This window comes from Mangrovibacterium marinum, assembly GCF_003046625.1.
GTDB lineage: Bacteria > Bacteroidota > Bacteroidia > Bacteroidales > Prolixibacteraceae > Mangrovibacterium > Mangrovibacterium marinum.
Window position 1 is genome coordinate 45,588 of the sequence record NZ_QAAD01000015.1, and the last position, 15,628, is coordinate 61,215.

Annotated in this window: 17 protein-coding genes, 4 tRNA genes and 1 pseudogene; 16 read left to right on the top strand and 6 right to left on the bottom strand. The window is 44.9% G+C overall.

Features of this window, described 5'->3' with window-relative positions; all coding sequences use genetic code 11:
- Window positions 1-5: 5 nt before the first annotated feature.
- Window positions 6-953 (bottom strand): phosphoribosylaminoimidazolesuccinocarboxamide synthase, encoded by a 948-nt coding sequence (locus C8N47_RS13655; protein WP_107823136.1) that lies wholly within the window; start codon window positions 951-953, stop codon window positions 6-8.
- Window positions 946-1,950 (bottom strand): PhoH family protein, encoded by a 1,005-nt coding sequence (locus C8N47_RS13660; RefSeq protein ID WP_107823137.1) that lies wholly within the window; start codon window positions 1,948-1,950, stop codon window positions 946-948. Before C8N47_RS13660 ends, C8N47_RS13655 begins: the two co-directional genes overlap by 8 nt.
- A gap of 265 nt (window positions 1,951-2,215) precedes the next feature.
- Between C8N47_RS13660 and C8N47_RS13670 the strand changes: the two genes are divergently transcribed.
- Entirely contained in the window at window positions 2,216-2,677 is a 462-nt protein-coding gene (locus C8N47_RS13670; protein WP_107823139.1) for a globin domain-containing protein, read from the top strand.
- A gap of 8 nt (window positions 2,678-2,685) precedes the next feature.
- Here the strand turns inward: C8N47_RS13670 and C8N47_RS13675 are convergent, their stop codons facing one another.
- On the bottom strand, window positions 2,686-3,120 hold the full coding sequence (locus C8N47_RS13675) for a hypothetical protein (RefSeq protein WP_107823140.1): 435 nt from the start codon (window positions 3,118-3,120) through the stop codon (window positions 2,686-2,688).
- 934 nt (window positions 3,121-4,054) lie between these two features.
- Here C8N47_RS13675 and C8N47_RS13680 point away from each other — a divergent pair.
- Window positions 4,055-4,807: a DUF6261 family protein gene (locus C8N47_RS13680; protein ID WP_107823141.1), complete on the top strand. Its 753-nt coding sequence runs from the start codon at window positions 4,055-4,057 to the stop codon at window positions 4,805-4,807.
- A 217-nt stretch (window positions 4,808-5,024) separates the two neighbouring features.
- On the opposite strand, the gene C8N47_RS13685 is transcribed toward C8N47_RS13680, so the two are convergent.
- The 3 genes from C8N47_RS13685 to C8N47_RS13695 all read right to left on the bottom strand — a co-directional run bounded on the left by C8N47_RS13685 (window position 5,025) and on the right by C8N47_RS13695 (window position 7,339).
- The gene (locus tag C8N47_RS13685) at window positions 5,025-5,546 is read right to left on the bottom strand and encodes a hypothetical protein (RefSeq protein WP_107823142.1); all 522 of its coding nucleotides are present in this window, start codon (window positions 5,544-5,546) and stop codon (window positions 5,025-5,027) included.
- Window positions 5,547-5,559: 13 nt separating this feature from the next.
- Window positions 5,560-6,084 carry an RNA polymerase sigma factor gene (locus C8N47_RS13690; protein ID WP_107823143.1) on the bottom strand — a complete coding sequence of 175 codons (525 nt, stop codon included), beginning with the start codon at window positions 6,082-6,084 and terminating at the stop codon, window positions 5,560-5,562.
- Between the two features lie 259 nt (window positions 6,085-6,343).
- On the bottom strand, window positions 6,344-7,339 hold the full coding sequence (locus tag C8N47_RS13695; RefSeq protein WP_107823144.1) for a class II fructose-bisphosphate aldolase: 996 nt from the start codon (window positions 7,337-7,339) through the stop codon (window positions 6,344-6,346).
- Between the two features lie 258 nt (window positions 7,340-7,597).
- Here C8N47_RS13695 and fbaA point away from each other — a divergent pair, with 258 nt between their 5' ends.
- The 14 genes and pseudogenes from fbaA to nusG all read left to right on the top strand — a co-directional run bounded on the left by fbaA (window position 7,598) and on the right by nusG (window position 15,608).
- Complete coding sequence (fbaA, locus tag C8N47_RS13700) at window positions 7,598-8,677, top strand: class II fructose-bisphosphate aldolase (RefSeq protein WP_107823145.1); 1,080 nt, start codon at window positions 7,598-7,600, stop codon at window positions 8,675-8,677.
- A 126-nt stretch (window positions 8,678-8,803) separates the two neighbouring features.
- Complete coding sequence (locus C8N47_RS13705) at window positions 8,804-10,168, top strand: sodium-dependent transporter (protein ID WP_107823146.1); 1,365 nt, start codon at window positions 8,804-8,806, stop codon at window positions 10,166-10,168.
- 82 nt (window positions 10,169-10,250) lie between these two features.
- Window positions 10,251-11,168 (top strand): helix-hairpin-helix domain-containing protein, encoded by a 918-nt coding sequence (locus C8N47_RS13710; RefSeq protein ID WP_107823147.1) that lies wholly within the window; start codon window positions 10,251-10,253, stop codon window positions 11,166-11,168.
- Window positions 11,169-11,433: 265 nt separating this feature from the next.
- Window positions 11,434-11,625 (top strand): 30S ribosomal protein S21, encoded by a 192-nt coding sequence (gene rpsU / locus C8N47_RS13715; RefSeq protein ID WP_107823148.1) that lies wholly within the window; start codon window positions 11,434-11,436, stop codon window positions 11,623-11,625.
- Window positions 11,626-11,662: 37 nt separating this feature from the next.
- Window positions 11,663-11,911, top strand: a pseudogene (locus tag C8N47_RS18935) (site-specific integrase); the annotation flags it as partial.
- A gap of 15 nt (window positions 11,912-11,926) precedes the next feature.
- Window positions 11,927-12,547, top strand: coding sequence for a tyrosine-type recombinase/integrase (locus C8N47_RS13720; RefSeq protein ID WP_245915718.1), 621 nt, complete (start codon window positions 11,927-11,929; stop codon window positions 12,545-12,547).
- Between the two features lie 22 nt (window positions 12,548-12,569).
- The gene (gene hpf, locus C8N47_RS13725; protein WP_107823150.1) at window positions 12,570-12,872 is read left to right on the top strand and encodes a ribosome hibernation-promoting factor, HPF/YfiA family; all 303 of its coding nucleotides are present in this window, start codon (window positions 12,570-12,572) and stop codon (window positions 12,870-12,872) included.
- A 160-nt stretch (window positions 12,873-13,032) separates the two neighbouring features.
- Window positions 13,033-13,106, top strand: a tRNA-Thr gene (locus C8N47_RS13730).
- 44 nt (window positions 13,107-13,150) lie between these two features.
- Window positions 13,151-13,236: transfer RNA gene (locus tag C8N47_RS13735), tRNA-Tyr, on the top strand.
- A 78-nt stretch (window positions 13,237-13,314) separates the two neighbouring features.
- A tRNA-Gly gene (locus tag C8N47_RS13740) sits at window positions 13,315-13,387 on the top strand.
- Window positions 13,388-13,404: 17 nt separating this feature from the next.
- A tRNA-Thr gene (locus tag C8N47_RS13745) sits at window positions 13,405-13,476 on the top strand.
- A 40-nt stretch (window positions 13,477-13,516) separates the two neighbouring features.
- Window positions 13,517-14,704, top strand: a complete 1,188-nt coding sequence (gene tuf, locus C8N47_RS13750; RefSeq protein ID WP_107823151.1) for an elongation factor Tu — start codon at window positions 13,517-13,519, stop codon at window positions 14,702-14,704.
- 145 nt (window positions 14,705-14,849) lie between these two features.
- Window positions 14,850-15,041, top strand: a complete 192-nt coding sequence (secE, locus tag C8N47_RS13755) for a preprotein translocase subunit SecE (protein ID WP_107823152.1) — start codon at window positions 14,850-14,852, stop codon at window positions 15,039-15,041.
- An 18-nt stretch (window positions 15,042-15,059) separates the two neighbouring features.
- Window positions 15,060-15,608 carry a transcription termination/antitermination protein NusG gene (gene nusG, locus C8N47_RS13760; protein WP_107823153.1) on the top strand — a complete coding sequence of 183 codons (549 nt, stop codon included), beginning with the start codon at window positions 15,060-15,062 and terminating at the stop codon, window positions 15,606-15,608.
- Window positions 15,609-15,628: the final 20 nt, after the last annotated feature.

The following is a 15,628-nucleotide window of genomic DNA, read 5'->3' on the forward strand; positions in this document are numbered from 1 at the left end:
ATCAATTAAAGCGTCTTCAGGAAGGCTGTTACATTGGTCTCAATACGCGATTGAATGTCATCGATTTCCGACTTTTGGAATTGGTCGCCGGTAATGTTTTCGAAAAGCTCGATGTAACGATCGGTTACTGAACCCACGAAGGCTTCGTCCATTTTAGGAACGCTTTGCCCGTCTTTTCCCTGGAAACCGTTTTCGATTAACCATTGACGAACAAATTCTTTCGACAACTGCTTTTGTTGTTCTCCTTTGGCCAGACGCTCGGCATATCCTTCGGCGTAGAAGTAGCGAGACGAGTCGGGCGTGTTGATTTCGTCAATCAGGAAAATTTTACCGTCTTTTTTACCGAATTCGTATTTGGTATCAACTAAAATCAAGCCTTTTTCGGCTGCAATTTCGGTTCCGCGTTGGAATAACTTCAGTGTGTAGTCTTCCAGCATTTCGTAGTCTTCCTGGCTCACCAATCCGCTGCTGATAATTTCCTCGCGCGAAATATCTTCGTCGTGTCCTTCGTCGGCTTTGGTTGTCGGCGTGAGGATGGGCTGCTCAAATTTTTGGTTTTCAACCATACCATCGGGCAGGGGAACGCCGCACAGGCTGCGTTTTCCGCTCTTGTATTCGCGCCAAGCGTGACCGGTCAGGTAGCCGCGGATCACCATTTCAACTTTAAAAGGCTCGCAGGCATGGCCAACCGTTACATTGGGGTCCGGAGTTGCAATTTTCCAGTTGGGGACGATGTCGGCGGTGGCGTCCAGGAATTTGGCTGCAATTTGGTTTAATACCTGTCCTTTATAGGGGATGCCTTCGGGCAGGATAACGTCGAATGCAGAGATGCGGTCGCTGACAACCATTACCAGATATTCGTCGCCAATATTGTAAACATCGCGCACTTTACCGTGGTATACACTTTTTTGATTCGGAAAATTGAAATCCGTTCTGGTCAATGCTTTACTCATTTTCTTCTGATTTATTTTGTGATTTTCGTTCTTCAAATTTGGCTAATTGCTTTTGATGGTGTTTATCGTAAGCGTCAACAATGTCGCGCACCAAGCGGTGGCGCACAATGTCTTTGGTGTTGAAATGAACAAAGGAAATCCCCTCAATGTTTCGCAAAATTTTCTTGGCCTGTAGCAGGCCCGACTGGCTGGCCGATGGCAGGTCGATCTGGGTTTCGTCGCCGGTGATGATGAACTTGGCATTCATTCCCATGCGGGTCAGAAACATCTTCAGCTGATTGAGGGTTGTGTTTTGCGCTTCATCCAAAATAACGAAGGCGTCGCTCAGTGTCCGGCCGCGCATAAAGGCCAGGGGGGCGATTTGGATGATGCCGTCTTTCATGAACTCTTCGAGCTTTTTGGCCGGTATCATGTCCTGCAGGGCGTCGTAGAGCGGTTGCAGATAGGGATCGATTTTTTCTTTTAAATCGCCGGGTAAAAAGCCCAGTCGCTCACCCGCTTCAACGGCCGGCCGGCTGAGGATGATGCGGCGGATCTCCCGGTTTTTTAGCGCCCGAACAGCCAGTGCGATGGCGGTGTATGTTTTCCCGGTTCCTGCAGGACCAATGGCAAAGAGCAAGTCGGCCTTGCGGCTTTCTTCAACCAAAATGCGCTGATTGGGGGTGCGTGCCCGGATGGGTTTGCCGTTGTTGCCGTGTAACAGCAGATCGGTGGTGCTCACATTCATCGAGTCGGCCGACTGTAGGTCGTCGTTCATCACCTGGCGGATGGTTTCTTCCGGTAAAATATTGAACTGGTGGTAGTGGTCGAGCAAAAGCTCCAGTTTCTTTTCGAACAGAGCGCTTTCTTTTTTGTCGCCCTGCACAATCAGCTGGTTGCCTCGACTAATAATTTTCAGTTTGGGAAAAAATGCCTTGATCAAATCGATTTTGGCATTATTTACGCCGTAGAATTCAAGAGGATCAACCCCTTCGAGTACGATTAACTTTTCAAACATAGATCTGTTTCCAATGCTATTTTGCCTGAGCAAAAGTAACAAAAATTGTTTGCAGTATTCCGGATTTGAAGGTCTCTTATCGATTCTTTTTACAGGATTAATGTTGGCCCCGCAGGGCTGTGCGCTTGCCCTGGCAGTGTGGGGCGATCGGCCGGTTTGGGGAACTGTTGCCTCCCACCTGGCAGGCGATGAGTAAAAGTTGTATTCAACGGCTAAACCTTCGGCCATACTGACGGGTTATAGCTGAAAAAAAAAGTCTCAGAAAATGGAATTCAAGATTACACGCTTGCCTTTTGGCTTGCGACTAAATAAATATCAACCCGATAACGAGCTGTATGCGGTGTTGGGTGAAGAAGGGGTGCGGCAACTGGTGAGCGATCATTACGACCTGCTGGCAGCGAGTAAAATTAAGCACCTCTTTCCGGATGATGAAAAGGGGTTGGCGGGAGCCAAGCAGCGCTCGGCCGATTTTTTTATTCAGCGGCTGGGTGGCCCCGATTATTTTAACCAGCGCCGTGGTTCGCCGCAACTGGCATCGCGGCACTTGCCTTTTCGCATCGATGCCGACGCGCGGGTTGTGTGGCTGCAATGCTATGCCCGGGTGCTGGCCAAGCTCGAAAATGTTCCCGAGCCGGTGCTTGAAGCCTTCTGGAACTATTTGCACGACTTCTCGAACTGGATGGTGAATACCCCCGACAAACCTTCAATTTTGATGAACCGAAAGTAAGCTCCCGGTTAACTGTACATATCGGGCGTGATGGTGATTCTGGTGATGAACACACCGTTGCGGTCTTTATACGTATAGGTGAGGCTGAGCTGGTGCTCGCGGAACGATTTCATGTCGGGACTGGTTTTGATGTGGTCGGCCAAAACCGGAGTCATGTAGCGCGCAAAGGCTTCGGCATCGATGGTGTCGCGTTCCAGGTTTACCAGGGTGTAGTTGTAAGCAAAGCAGTGGTCGGGCATGGCCATGGTGCTGTCGAGCCGCGTTTCGCTGTCGACCATGATGGGGCAGGTTTGGTTAATTTCCGAGGCTGTTTCGCTTAGTGTTTCCTCGAAAGTGGCGGTGGTAAAGAAAAACTGTTGAACAAAAATGGCAACGGCGACACCAACAATAATCCCGGCGATTTGGGAAATCCCGATAGGGCGTTTGGTCTTGTTTTTTTTCATCTGGTTTGAGTTCGTTTAGCTAGCTTGCAGGATGCGCTGATTTGTTGAGGCGTTTTCATCCCTATTTTTATTTCGATCAGCAAATTACAAAACTTATCAGAATGAATAATCACCTTAGTTGAAGTTTTTTCCGCTTTTTTTCGATGATGGTGACCTTGCCGGCTGGTTCTCGTGGTGCGAATGCTTTGGTCGTCTTGCTTAGCATGCCTGTTGGGTGCCCGATATAACTGCTCACGGCGTGAGCACGAAAATGTTCTGCAACAATGGGGAGCTCACGGCGTGAGGACGAAAATGTTGTGCAACAATTGGGCGCTCATGGCGTGAGGACGAAAATGTTGTGCAACAATTGGGCGCTCATGGCGTGAGGACGAAAATGTTGTGCAACAATTGGATGCTCATGACGTGGGGATGAAAATGTTGTGCAACAATTGGACGCTCATGACGTGGGGATGAAAATGTTGTGCAACAATTGGACGCTCATGGCGTGAGGACGAAAATGTTATGCAACAATTGGGCGCTCATGACGTGAGGACGAAAATGTTGTGCAACAATTATGCGCCCATGGCATGAGCACTGGAATATAGTGCAACACAAGGGTACTCATGCTGTGAGTACCCTTGCGAAGGATTGCTCGCTTTTGTTCGGCAGATGGCCGAGGTGTTGTGTGTCGTCATTATCAGTATTTATTTTTAGGGATTCTGTTTGTTGGTGTGGTCGTGCGGCGTTTGGAGCGATGTCGCTTTTTGTAATTGTGTCTTTATAGTTGTGGTATATAGTTGCTTGTTGATGAATTTATCTTCCGTATAAAATATTAAAAGTTATCAATTAATAACAATTTATTTTGATGATTATAAACATAGGAAAGAATATTGATAGATGTTTGTGCTTATTGTAACTTGCACGAAAGTTTGAAAACCACAATAAATAATTAAGCATGTTACAAATTGAGAAAATCAGCCTGTACCCGATGCAAAACAACGAGCATTTTCAGTTTATGACCGATGTGAAAGACCTGGTTGTTGCGCATAATGCCGAAATGCTGGGAATCGACAACGTGTTTCCGGCTTTTCTGGAAGCCTTTCAGAACGAAGATCTGCACATGAAAGTAGAAACCGGTAGTTTAAAAACCTTATCGGTAAAGGACACCGATCATGCCCGCGACGAGATTTATTCGGCTGTTCGCGGTCGTACCCAGTCTACATTGCTGAGTCCGTTTGAAACCGAACGCGAAAGCGCCCGGGCATTAATGCGCTGCTTCGATCTCTACGGAAATGTTCGACAAATGAGCTATAATGCCGAGAGCGCCGCCTTGACCAATCTGGTGTACGACCTGAAATCGGAACAGAATGCAGGCTATCTGCTGTCGGTGGGCATTGGCCCCTGGGTGGACGAGCTGGAGAAGGAGAACAATAATTTCATCGCACTGATGAATGCCCGTAACAAAGAATACTCTGGTCGCGAGAGTGGCGATGTTCGGACCGCACGCCTGGCCATCGATCCGCTCTACACGAATTTGGTCGATCGGCTCAATGCCATGATCTTGCTGAATATTGCTTCGGACGAGGTTGAGCCTTTTGTGAAGGAACTGAACGAGAAAATTAAATACTACGAAAAAGTGGTGAAGACGCGCGAAAGCAAAAATAAAAACAAAGAAAAAGAAGTGTCGGACATTCAAACTGATCAATAGATGGTTTGATCGCTTTTTTATGAAAATGGGGAAGAAAGACTCCGGTTCCGTTTTGGGATCGGAGTTTCTTTTTGGGCGGAATCGGGAGTTGGCTGACTTATGGTAGATGGTGAGAGCCCGGCTGAAAGCTTCGGCACTCCCGGAGGGGTGGCAGTGGAGGGTGGGACTTCCCGAAAAAGAAAAGATCCGACCTTTTTGTGTCGGTCGGATCGAGTGGCTATTCCTGCATTAGTTCGTTGAGCATCGTTTGAGCCTGGTCGTGTAGCGGTTTGTGTTTGAGATACCACCACGCTGTTCCGATGACTATCCCGATTAGCAAGGCCGGGAGCATGGTGCCCTGGATGTCGAGCAGTTTGGCCCGGATTTGCGGGTCGGTAAAGTTCTCGACATGGATCAGGCAAAGCCCCGCGTCAATCAGCAGGGCCGCAAGCAGCGCGCAGGGCAGCTCGGGTTTCCAGAATTTGTACCGTTTCATGGTTTGGGAGAGCATTTGGGTGGTTGGCAGGGCATAGTCAACGGAGTTAAACTCATTGATGCGTCGTTGAAATAAAACGGTGAATGCGATGAATCCCAAGACCACCAGTATCCCTCCGCCACGTTGAACGAGCGTGAAGTCGGGGGTAAACAGGGATAGGAGCGTGTAAATCGGGATCAAAATCAGGTACATGATTTTGACGCCGCGGATCAGGCGGGTCATCCGGCGATCTTCTTTTTGTAATTTCTGAATGAGTTGATTCATGTTGCTAATCTTTTTACAGGTCTTGTTGATTGAGTTGTTGTTGCAGCGATTGTCGAAGTGTCTCTTTTATGCGGTGGAGCTTGACCCGCACGTTTGGCTCGGTGAGCCCGATGATGCTGGCAATCTCTTTGCCCGGCAAATCTTCGAGTACCAGGCTGATGAGTGCCTTGTCGATAATCGATAGTTGGTTGATTTGGGTTTGCATGGCATCCAGCTGCCACTCGCGCAACTCGTAGTCGGACTTGTCGTCGTCAATGAGCTTTCCCAATTGTTGCAGGTCGGCATCGACACGGAACCGGGCTTGTTTAACCGATCGGCCCGCAAAACTGAGTGAGGTGTTCACCGCAATGCGATAAATCCAGGTGCTGATGGCCGCATCGCCCCGGAAATTGTCCAGGCTTTTCCAGATATTGACCAGTACTTCCTGGCACATATCGTCCGAGTCCTGTTCGAAGGGCGCATAGTAGCGGCATATTCGCCGGATTCGTTTTTCATTGTCGGCAACAATTTTGTTGAATCGTTCTTCTTTTGTAGTCATTCAATGGAGGTGTTTTTTCAATTTAGTTCGAAGAAGGAACGGGTTGTTACAATTTTTTTTTTTTTCGATATCGGTGAATTTTAGAAGGAGTGAAGCAGGTTTGATTGACGCAGATCAACAGCAGACCCGAATATTTGCAGACCTCAGCAGATCTTTTTGTGCCGTGAGTGCCGGTATTCGAGGCTATTTGTCCGATTTTCGGACATAAAAAAAGGATGACCCTGGGGCCATCCTTCCTTATAATATTATATGCGCTTGATTAAGCTTGTTCAGCAGAACCTAAAACGTTGATGTTTTTGTTCATGTACAATTGCTTCAACTCGTCGCGAGCAGGTCCCAGGTATTTACGAGGGTCAAATTCGCCTGGTTTTTCCATGAACACTTTGCGTACAGCAGCAGTCATGGCCAAACGACCGTCAGAGTCGATGTTGATTTTACATACGGCTGATTTCGCAGCTTTACGCAATTGTTCTTCGGGGATACCAACAGCAGCAGCCAATGAACCACCAAATTCGTTGATTTGGTTAACGTATTGCATTGGAACCGAAGAGGCACCGTGTAATACGATAGGGAAACCAGGAATACGTTTTTCAATTTCTTCCAGGATTTCGAATTTCAATGGAGGTGGAACTAATACGCCATCTGCGTTTTTAGTACACTGTGCAGGTGTAAATTTGTGTGCTCCGTGAGAAGTACCGATTGAGATTGCCAATGAATCAACGCCAGTACGTTTTACGAAATCTTCTACTTCTTCGGGTTTCGTATAAGTTGAGTGTTCAGCAACAACGTCGTCTTCAACGCCGGCCAATACGCCTAACTCACCTTCAACAGTTACGCCGTGTGCGTGCGCGTATTCAACCACTTTTTTAGTCAACGCAATGTTTTCTTCGTAAGGGTGGTGAGAACCATCGATCATTACTGAAGAGAAACCATTGTCGATACAGTCTTTACACAACTCGAATGTGTCGCCGTGATCCAGGTGAAGAACAACAGGAATTTCGTAACCTAATTCAGCAGCGTATTCAACAGCGCCACGAGCCATGTTGCGCAACAAAGTCGCGTTGGCATATTTACGTGCACCTGAAGATACCTGAAGAATTACAGGAGATTTTGTTTCAACACATGCTTGGATGATTGCCTGAAGTTGCTCCAGGTTATTGAAGTTGTATGCAGGAATTGCATAACCGCCGTCAACAGCTTTTTTGAACAGCTCTTTTGTGTTAACGAGCCCTAAGTCTTTATAACTTACTGCCATTTTTGATGATAATTAGTTGATTAAATTACTTTTTTCTCGGTTTTTTAGCTTCCGAAAACAGAGCATTCAAAACACCTCGCGGGCATCTGTGCTGCTCGGTTTTTCAAAACCGCAACAAGTTTAGCAATTATTTGAGCATTTGACCAGCCTGGGGGCAGCTGGTGTTTTCGATTTTAAACTAAGCTTAACACATTTGGATGAACTTTTCGGCAACTTGATAGTTGTGAGTGTAGTTGTTTATTAAAATTCATTTTAACAATGGGAAAAATATCAGATCACATTAAGCCAGGAGTTGTGACCGGCGCTGATTTGCAGTTACTTTTCAAATTGGCAAAAGAAGGTCAGTTTGCAATGCCTGCTGTAAATGTTGTAAGCTCAAGTTCGGTGAATGCTGTGTTGGAAGCAGCCAAAGTTGTCGATTCTCCGGTGATGATTCAGTTTTCGAATGGCGGTGCTCAGTTTTATGCCGGTAAAGGATTAAAGCTGGACGGACAACAAGTCCAAATAGCCGGCGCCATTGCCGGTGCAAAATACGTTCATCAAATTGCCGAATTATATGGCGTTCGCGTGGTTTTGCACACCGATCATGCCGCAAAAAAATTGTTGCCCTGGATTGACGGTCTGCTCGATGCAGGTGAAAAATTTTATGCCGAAACCGGCAAGCCGTTGTTCTCTTCTCACATGATCGACCTGTCGGAAGAACCGCTGGAAGAAAATATTGAGACTTGTAAAAAATACCTCGAGCGCATGGCTAAAATCGACATGACGCTGGAGATTGAGCTGGGTGTTACCGGAGGCGAAGAAGACGGAGTTGACAATACCGATGTTGATAATGCCTTATTGTATACACAGCCCGAAGAAGTAGCCTACGCCTACGAAGAGCTGAAGAAAGTAAGCCCGAACTTCACCATTGCGGCCTCTTTTGGTAATGTGCATGGTGTTTACAAGCCAGGTAACGTAAAACTGACACCGAAGATTTTGGATGCATCGCAAAAATACATCGCTCAAAAGTACAGCCTGGCTGAAGCTAAACCGGTGAATTTTGTATTCCACGGTGGCTCGGGCTCAACACACGACGAAATTCGAGAAGCCATTTCGTATGGTGTCATCAAAATGAATATCGACACCGACACGCAATGGGCATACTGGGATGGTGTTCGTGCCTACGAGGCTGCTAATCGCGGTTACCTGCAGGGGCAAATTGGTAATCCCGAGGGCGAGGATAAGCCGAACAAGAAATATTACGATCCTCGTGTCTGGATTCGTAAAGCGGAAGAGGCGCAGATTGCGCGTTTGAAAATCGCTTTCGAAGACTTGAATTGTATTGGTAAGAACTAAGCTCTTTATCAAATATTTATTAAAGCTCTCCGACCTTCGGGGGGCTTTTTTGTATTCCATTTATATTTTTTGCTTTTTTACGTCAAATTGAAATCAACAAATACGAGCTGATATAAAATTGAAAGTATGGCGGAAAAAAACAAAGGCGGAAGAGCAGAGTTTTCCAGTAAGTTCGGCGTAATTGCGGCAGCAGCAGGTTCGGCTGTTGGCCTTGGAAATATTTGGAAATTTCCATACATAACCGGTGTGTATGGAGGGGCTGCCTTTTTGTTCGTCTATTTGGGCTTTATTCTGGCCATTGGATTGCCTGTTATGCTTTCGGAGTTGATTATCGGTCGTCGGTCGAGGCGGAATGCTTTTGGCGCATTTAAGAAATTAGCTCCAAAGTCAATGTGGCGTTATGTCGGTATAATGGGCGTTGGCGCGGCCTTTATGATTTTAGCCTTTTACGGAGTTGTCGCGGGCTGGAGTGTCGAGTATGTGGTGCTTTCGGTTCTGAATGGGTTTAAATCGCAATCGCCCGAGCAGTTGAACGAGATGTTCGCGCAGTTTATTGCTGCTCCCTTTCGGCCGGTCATCTATCAGCTTGTGTTTATGTTTTTGACGGGTCTGATTGTGATGGTCGGGATTAAAAACGGGATCGAGAAGAATGTGAAGATCCTGATGCCGCTGTTGGTTGTAATCATTTTGGTGTTGGATGTGCGGGCGGTTACCTTGCCCGGCGCAGGCGAAGGATTGAGATTTTTGTTTCACCCTGATTTCTCGAAGCTGACAGGAGAGGGGATCTTAAGTGCTCTGGGGCATGCTTTCTTTTCGTTAAGCCTCGGGATGGGGACCTTAATTACTTACGGTTCGTACATCGATAAGGAGAATAACCTGATTAATACAGCCATTAATGTAACCGTGGCCGACACGATGATCGCGATACTTGCAGGTGTGGCAATTTTTCCGGCGGTGTTTGCTTTCGGAATCGAGGCGGGCAGTGGCCCGGGCTTGGTGTTCATTACACTTCCAACGGTGTTTGAACAAATGCCCGGTGGTTACGTCTTTTCAATTTTGTTTTTCGTATTGCTGACGGTGGCTGCGTTGACTTCTTCTATTTCAATTCTCGAGGTGGTGGTCGCTTATTTCCACGAAGAGTTGAAGCTGAAGCGTAAAATTGCGACGGTTTTTGCAACGGTTATTATTGCCTTACTTGGGGTGATCTGTTCCCTGTCGATGGGCATCTTCGAAGATTACACCTTTTTCGATCTTAACTTTTTCGATTTGCTCGACTGGATTTCAGCGAACCTGTTGTTGCCGCTCGGCGGCTTGTTTATTTCCTTATTTGTTGGTTGGAAGCTTGGTCGTAAGCGCGTTCGCGAGGAAATTGAAAAAGGCGGAAGTATTTCGGCACTTTTCCTCTCCGTGTTTATATTTCTGGTTCGCTTTATTGCGCCTTTCGCCATTGCGATTGTCTTCCTGAAGGGAATTGGCTTATTGAATATTTAGCGGCTTTGGGGCTCGTGGTGAGCAGCTTTTTGTGCCTTTTATATTTAGCTTGTTTTTTCGTATTTTATGGCAACTTTTGCTTATGGAATTACGGCGAGCCATAAAAGAATATTTTTCCTTCACACGGGGTGAGCGCCTGGGGATCATCGTGTTGATTGTCCTGATCTCGATTGTTGTTGCAGTCAAGCAGATGCTCTTTTGTTTTGAGCAGCCCACGCCGGCAGATCGCGAAAGTTTTGAGCAGTTTGTTGCCGGGCAGAAGGCCGCGGAACAGCATAATCAGCGGCACAAAGTGACTCTTTTTACTTTCGACCCCAATACAATCGATTCATTGAGTTTAGCTAAGCTGGATCTTCCATTCTTTGTGAAGCGTAATTTGTTGCGCTATCGTCAGCATGGCGGGCGGTTCTCGAGGCCCCGGGATTTTCGGAAATTGTACGGAATGAACGATTCGGTGTATGCGGCGATTGAGCCGTACCTGCAAATTACTTCCCCGCAAGTTAAAGTGAGCATTGCTGCCAGTGAGTTGAAAACATCTCCTAAGCGGCGTGCGCAGGAAAAGCCAAATGAGGAGATCGCTGAAGAACCAGCGCCCCGAGTAGAACGACCGCTAATCGATATCAATAAATCTTCAGCCGACGAATTGCAGCAACTACGGGGCATTGGCCCTGTATTGTCAGCGCGGATTGTGAAGTTTCGTGATTTGCTGGGCGGCTATGCTTGCGTTGATCAACTGAAAGAGGTATATGGCCTGGATCCCGAAGTGGTGGATCGTAATCGCGATTTTTTGGCAGTGGACTCTACCTTGGTGCGAAAGCTGGACTTTAATTTCCTGTCTGTCGATGAGTTGGCAGCTCACCCATACATTAATTATAAAGAAGCACGACGAATAGTTGATTTCAGAAGTAAAAACGGTTATATTAGCGATAAGAACATCCTTCTTTCCGATTCAGTTATCGGGCAGGAGCATTTTCGAAAATTAAGTTATTATTTAAAATAGTATGCATGGAGGAAAAAAAAATTGCGCACAAAGAAAATGGTAGCTAGGTTCGAAGGACTGGCGGCTTTTTAAGTCGAAAAAATCGAGGAGAGAAATAGCAGCGAGTATAAAATAAAAACGATGTAGATTAAACGAATCACGAAGCTTGGGTGCTGGTAGTTAAAATTGATTGGATTTTGTAATTTTTTCAAGATAAGTTTGATAAGTATTTCAAAATTTCTAAATTTGCGGCTCGAAAAAATAAAAACATTTAAAATTTTATAATATGATCGTTATTCCGGTGAAAGAAGGCGAAAATATCGAAAGAGCCCTGAAGAGATTCAAAAGAAAATTCGAAAAGACTGGTGTCATTAAAGAATTGCGTGAGAGACAAGCTTTTACAAAGCCTTCTGTTGAAAGAAGAGCTGAGGTCAAAAAAGCGATCTACATTGAGCAAATGCAGCGTCAGGAAGACTAGTTTTTACTAGGTTCCTGGTCGCATTAATTTAGCTTATATGTCCCATCAGGAGTCTTTTCTGAAATATCTGAGATTCGAAAAACGTTGTTCGGATCATACAGTTGTTGCTTATAAGAAAGACCTCGATCAGTTTGAAGATTATTTATTCAAAACGGTCGGGGATTTTGACGTTTTAGCGGTTGGTAGTAAGCTGATCCGGAGTTGGGTTGTTTCGTTAATGCAAGAAGGAATGACTGCGAAAACGGTGAATCGGAAAATTACAACGCTGAAGTCATTCTATAAATACCTGCAACGGCAGGAATTGATTGAACAAACGCCGATGGTCTCGGTCGTTGCTCCTAAGATTCCTAAAAAATTGCCGGTTTTTGTAGATGAAGAAGCTTTGCATCGACTGTTGGATAATGGTTATTTTAGAGACGATTTTGAAGGTGTCCGCGACAAGTTAATTGTTAGCTTGTTTTACGGTACCGGGATCAGGCTTTCAGAATTAGTCGGCCTGAAGGATTCGGATATTTTTCAACATGAAACTTTGATCAGGGTTTTGGGTAAAAACAAGAAAGAACGCATTGTCCCTTATCCAAAGAGTTTGAATAACCTGATTGGAGACTATTTAAGTATGAGAAAAGCTGAATTTGGAGATCAAGCCGCTTGCTTATTTGTTACCGCCAAAGGGAAGCCCGTCTACCATAAGTTGGTCTATCGGGTTGTGAATAATCATTTAGCGTTAGTTACCCCACTCGAAAAGAAAAGTCCGCATACCTTAAGACATAGCTATGCAACCCACCTGTTGAATCGTGGCGCCGACCTGAATGCTGTTAAAGAATTGTTGGGGCACAGTAATCTGGCCGCAACGCAGGTTTACACGCACACATCGACAGATAAATTACAAAGCATTTATAAACAAGCTCACCCCAGGGCTTAATTAAAAAAGAGGAGGAACAGTTATGAACGTAACAGTAAATGCCATTCATTTTACTGCCGATCAAAAGTTGGTCGATTTTGCAGTTAAAAAAACAAGTAAGTTGGATACTTTCTTTGATGGTATTATATCAGCCGAAGTTGTATTGAAAGTAGTAAGACCGGAGATTGCCAATAATAAATTGGCCGAGATAAAAATTTCAATTCCTTCTGCCGATTATTTGTTTGCTAAAAAGCAAGGAGATTCTTTCGAAGAGGCAATCGACTTGTCACTGGACGCATTGAAAAAGCAGCTCTCGAAATTCAAAGAAAAGCTCAAAGAAAAATAATTCAAAAAAAAGCACTTGAACTTGTGCTGTGATTAAAAATATTTATACATTTGCAAACCCTTTTCGGAGAACCTGTGTGTTGACGTTAAAAGGATAAGAGAAATTAAACTGCTTAACAGTTTGGCGACATGTTCACCGGAAAAGGTTAAGCAAATGTTACGCCGGATTAGCTCAGTTGGCCAGAGCACGTGATTTGTAATCTCGGGGTCCACAGTTCGAATCTGTGATCCGGCTCAAAAGAAAAAGAAACGTTCTTTATAGTATTGAAAGAAATTGATGGGGAGATACCAAAGTGGCCAACTGGGGCGGACTGTAACTCCGCTGACTTTCGTCTTCGTAGGTTCGAATCCTGCTCTCCCCACCACTGTTGAAATTTCAAATCTCAAAGCTCAAATTCCAAATTTGTCTTTTGAACTTTGTGTTCTGGATTTTTAACTGATTAGCGGGAGTAGCTCAGCTGATAGAGCATTAGCCTTCCAAGCTAAGGGTCGCGGGTTTGATCCCCGTCTCCCGCTCAAATTTGGACTAAGTTGCCGGAGTAGCTCAGGGGTAGAGCGCATCCTTGGTAAGGATGAGGTCACGAGTTCAAATCTCGTCTTCGGCTCTGATTGAAATTAAAATAAAATTTAAAATTCTTATTTGTTATGGCTAAAGAACATTTTAATAGGGATAAGGACCATGTGAACATTGGTACTATTGGTCACGTTGACCACGGTAAAACTACCCTGACAGCTGCTATTACAACTGTATTGGCAAAAAAAGGTCTTTCAGAAGTAAAATCTTTCGATTCTATCGACAGTGCTCCGGAAGAAAAAGAGCGTGGTATTACAATTAATACAGCTCACGTTGAGTACCAAACAGCAACTCGTCACTATGCACACGTTGACTGTCCGGGTCACGCCGACTACGTGAAAAACATGGTAACTGGTGCTGCTCAAATGGACGGTGCTATCCTTGTTTGTGCTGCTACTGACGGTCCTATGCCTCAGACTCGTGAACACATCCTGCTTTGTCGTCAGGTAAACGTACCTAAAATCGTTGTTTTCTTGAACAAAGTTGACATGGTTGAAGACGAAGAATTGTTGGAATTGGTTGAAATGGAAGTTCGTGAATTGCTTTCTTTCTACGATTTCGACGGCGATAACACTCCTGTAATTCAAGGTTCTGCATTAGGTGCATTGAACGGCGAAGCTCAGTGGGAAGATAAAGTAATGGAATTGATGGAAGCTTGTGATACTTGGATTCCACTGCCTCCACGTGATGTTGAAAAACCATTCTTGATGCCTGTTGAAGACGTATTCTCAATCACTGGTCGTGGTACTGTTGCTACTGGTCGTATCGAAACTGGTATCATCCACACAGGTGACGAAATGCAAATCATCGGTTTGGGTGCTGAAGGTCGTAAGACTGTATGTACTGGTGTTGAGATGTTCCGTAAGATTTTGGACGAAGGTCAAGCTGGTGACAACGTAGGTTTGTTGTTGCGTGGTATCGACAAAAAAGAAATCAAACGTGGTATGATTCTGGCGAAACCTGGTTCAATCACTCCTCACACCAAATTCAAAGCTGAGGTTTACGTATTGAAAAAAGAAGAAGGTGGACGTCACACGCCATTCCACAACAAATACCGTCCTCAATTCTACCTGCGTACTTTGGACGTAACTGGTGAAATTTCACTGGAAGAAGGACGCGAAATGGTAATGCCTGGTGACAACGTAACTATCAACGTTGAGTTGATCTACCCGGTAGCATTGAACGTAGGTCTTCGTTTCGCAATCCGCGAAGGTGGACGTACTGTAGGTGCCGGTCAGGTAACTGAAATCACTGCCTAATTTTTAGGTTGTAAAAATAAATAAAGAGAAGTCCCGGATCTTCGGATTCGGGACTCTTTTCGGATGAAACTCGACGGGAGTTTTTTGTGTTCTAAAAGTAGGTTCGACTCTTACTCATCCGCCACAACTGATAAAAAAAGTTAGAATGAAACTTAAACTATATTTCGAAGAGGCTTATAACGAGCTTGTGCATAAGGTTAGTTGGCCTACTTGGAAAGAGTTGCAGAACAGTGCTTTTATTGTAATGGTTGCTTCCTTTATTATAGCACTTATAGTTTTCGTAATGGATATCTCTTTTGAGAACATTATGAACTTAGTGTACAGTTTATTTTATTAAAACGATTGGAGATTCAGAATGAGCGAAAACGTCAAAAAATGGTATGTTCTTAGAACCGTCGGAGGTAAAGAGAAGAAGGTTAAAGAGTATATCGAAAGCGAAATAGCAAATGCTGGACTTCAAGAGTATGTTTCACAGGTACTCATTCCAACAGAAAAGGTTTATCAAATTCGTAACGGAAAAAAGATTGCTAAAGAGCGAAATTTCTTCCCCGGTTACATTTTGATTGAAGCTGCTCTTGTTGGTGAGATTCCGCACATGTTGAAAAATATTACCAACGTGATCGGTTTCTTAGGTGACACCAAAGGAGGAGATCCTGTGCCGATGCGTATGTCTGAGGTGAACCGTATTTTAGGACGGGTAGACCAGATGGCAGAAGCCGACGCCGAGGTGAACATACCTTATGTTGTTGGAGAGACGGTGAAAGTTACTGACGGTCCTTTTAACGGATTTAACGGTATCATTGAGGAAATCAATGAAGAGAAGAAGAAGTTGAAGGTGATGGTCAAAATTTTTGGACGAAAAACGCCTTTGGAACTTAGCTTTATGCAAGTCGAGAAGGAGTAGTTAAATTTATTATTTATTAT

Bases quoted from the DNA above. Each gene is read 5' to 3' on its own strand.
- C8N47_RS13655 (WP_107823136.1), bottom strand. From the start codon at position 953: ATGAGTAAAGCATTGACCAGAACGGATTTCAATTTTCCGAATCAAAAA.
- secE (WP_107823152.1), top strand. From the start codon at position 14,850: ATGAAACTTAAACTATATTTCGAAGAGGCTTATAACGAGCTTGTGCAT.
- C8N47_RS13690 (WP_107823143.1), bottom strand. From the start codon at position 6,084: ATGACTACAAAAGAAGAACGATTCAACAAAATTGTTGCCGACAATGAA.
- C8N47_RS13670 (WP_107823139.1), top strand. From the start codon at position 2,216: ATGGAATTCAAGATTACACGCTTGCCTTTTGGCTTGCGACTAAATAAA.
- nusG (WP_107823153.1), top strand. From the start codon at position 15,060: ATGAGCGAAAACGTCAAAAAATGGTATGTTCTTAGAACCGTCGGAGGT.
- C8N47_RS13705 (WP_107823146.1), top strand. From the start codon at position 8,804: ATGGCGGAAAAAAACAAAGGCGGAAGAGCAGAGTTTTCCAGTAAGTTC.
- C8N47_RS13685 (WP_107823142.1), bottom strand. From the start codon at position 5,546: ATGAATCAACTCATTCAGAAATTACAAAAAGAAGATCGCCGGATGACC.
- C8N47_RS13695 (WP_107823144.1), bottom strand. From the start codon at position 7,339: ATGGCAGTAAGTTATAAAGACTTAGGGCTCGTTAACACAAAAGAGCTG.
- fbaA (WP_107823145.1), top strand. From the start codon at position 7,598: ATGGGAAAAATATCAGATCACATTAAGCCAGGAGTTGTGACCGGCGCT.
- C8N47_RS13680 (WP_107823141.1), top strand. From the start codon at position 4,055: ATGTTACAAATTGAGAAAATCAGCCTGTACCCGATGCAAAACAACGAG.
- C8N47_RS13710 (WP_107823147.1), top strand. From the start codon at position 10,251: ATGGAATTACGGCGAGCCATAAAAGAATATTTTTCCTTCACACGGGGT.
- hpf (WP_107823150.1), top strand. From the start codon at position 12,570: ATGAACGTAACAGTAAATGCCATTCATTTTACTGCCGATCAAAAGTTG.
- C8N47_RS13675 (WP_107823140.1), bottom strand. From the start codon at position 3,120: ATGAAAAAAAACAAGACCAAACGCCCTATCGGGATTTCCCAAATCGCC.
- tuf (WP_107823151.1), top strand. From the start codon at position 13,517: ATGGCTAAAGAACATTTTAATAGGGATAAGGACCATGTGAACATTGGT.
- rpsU (WP_107823148.1), top strand. From the start codon at position 11,434: ATGATCGTTATTCCGGTGAAAGAAGGCGAAAATATCGAAAGAGCCCTG.
- C8N47_RS13660 (WP_107823137.1), bottom strand. From the start codon at position 1,950: ATGTTTGAAAAGTTAATCGTACTCGAAGGGGTTGATCCTCTTGAATTC.